We start from the raw sequence: 1,850 nt of genomic DNA on the forward strand, positions 1-1,850 counted from the left end.
GCTTCGGGTCGTCGTCGCCCTTCGTGTCGGGGTCGGGGCGCGCGGACGTGAAGAGCAGGTCGCCGCCGGGCGTGAAGACCGCGGATGCCTCACCCTTCGCGCTGCGCGTGAGGCGGCGCGCGGGGGCCTCGCCGCTCGGGTCGACCTGCCACAGGGCGGTCGAATAGCCGGTGCGGTCGGGGTTCAAGGTCTGCACCCCCGTGACCAGCCGCGTGCCGTCGGGACTGAGGGCCAGACCGCTCACGCGCGGCTGCGCGACATAGCGGTCGAGGTCGGCGAAGATGTTCCGGTCTGCGCTGTCGGTCACACCGCCACGCTATCGGTGGTGTGTGACGCGGCGGTTACTCGCGGCGCGAGACCCGCACCATCTCGTCGCGGTCGACGACCTTGATGCGCGCGCGGCCCTCGGGCGCACCGAGGGCGATCTCGTGCTCGTCGAGCGCGTGCCAGCCGTCGAGGTTCGTGTAGCGGATGCCCCGCGACTCGAGCAGCTCGACGATCGCCTCCTCCGCCGGAGCGGTCGGGGTCCACCAGTTGCCGACGTCGTTGATGAGGTGCTCGACGGTCTCCATGGCATCCGACTTGGTGTGGCCGATGAGGCCGATGGGCCCGCGCTTGATCCAGCCGGTGGCGTAGACGCCGTAGACCTGCTCGTTGTTGTCAGGGTTGATGACCTGGCCCTCGTGGTTCGGGATCACACCGTGCTTCTCGTCGAACGGCACGCCCGGCAGCGGCGACCCGAAGTAGCCGACCGCGCGGTACAGCGCCTGCACCGGGGTCTCACGGAGCTCGCCCGTTCCGACGACACCGCCCTGACCGTCGGGCCGGGTGCGCTCGTACCTGAGGGCGGAGACCCGGCCTGAGGCATCCGTCACCACTTCAGTCGGCTTCGCATAGAAGTGCAGGTGCAGGCGGCGGGATGCCTGACCCGTCTCGCGCGCCCGCCACGACTGCAGCACGCGGTCGATCACCATGATCTGCTTGTTGCCGGCGACGGACGCCTGGGCGTGCTCGTCGTAGTCGAAGTCCTCGTCGTAGACGATCATGTCGACGTCGCGCAGCTCGCCCAGCTCGCGCAGCTCGAGCGGCGTGAACTTGACCGAGGTCGGGCCGCGGCGTCCGAAGACGTGCACGTCGGTGACCGGGGATGCCTTGAGCCCGGCGTAGACGTTCGCGGGGATCTCGGTCGGCAGCAGGTCGTCGGCGTGCTTGGCGAGAATGCGCGCCACGTCGAGCGCGACGTTGCCGTTGCCGATGACCGCGACCTCGCGGGCGTCGAGCGGCCACTCGCGCGGGTAGTCGGGGTGACCGTCGTACCAGCTGACGAAGTCGGCCGCGCCGTAGGAGCCCTCGGCGTCGATGCCCGGAATGCGCAGCTCGGCGTCGTGCACGGCGCCCGTGGCGAAGATCACCGCGTTGTAGTGCTGCTTGAGGTCGTCGAGGGTGAGATCGGTGCCGAAGCGCACGTTGCCGAAGATGCGGATGTCGCCGCGGTCGAGCACGTCGCGCAGAGCCGTGATGATGCCCTTGATGCGGGGGTGGTCGGGCGCGACGCCGTAGCGCACCAGCCCGTACGGCGCCGGCAGGTGGTCGAACAGGTCGATCGACACGTCGAAGCTCCGCTCGGCCTTGAGCAGGATGTCGGCCGCGTAGATGCCGGCGGGGCCGGCACCGACGATGGCGAGTCTCAGCTTGGTCATGCGGATGCTCCTAGGTTCTGGATGGTCAGGTTTGCGCCCCGCGCCGACGCTTGCGTGCCGGATGCCGGGCGCGAACGTCGGCCCTGGACGCAAAAGTGCGCGCGCGGGGTCAACTCGTGCGGTCGACGACCGAGTCGGCGAATCGGGTCA

Annotated in this window: 2 protein-coding genes; both read right to left on the reverse strand. The window is 69.7% G+C overall.

Features of this window, described 5'->3' with window-relative positions:
* The coding region (locus ACM2XV_RS14950) for a TolB-like translocation protein (RefSeq protein ID WP_487027510.1) at positions 1-307 on the reverse strand (307 nt) is incomplete at its 3' end.
* Positions 308-341: 34 nt separating this feature from the next.
* On the reverse strand, positions 342-1,700 hold the full coding sequence (locus ACM2XV_RS14955; protein WP_487027511.1) for an FAD-dependent oxidoreductase: 1,359 nt from the start codon (positions 1,698-1,700) through the stop codon (positions 342-344).
* Between the last annotated feature and the right edge of the window lie 150 nt (positions 1,701-1,850).

The sequence above is a fragment of the Gryllotalpicola sp. CP2-P1 genome (assembly GCF_057512245.1).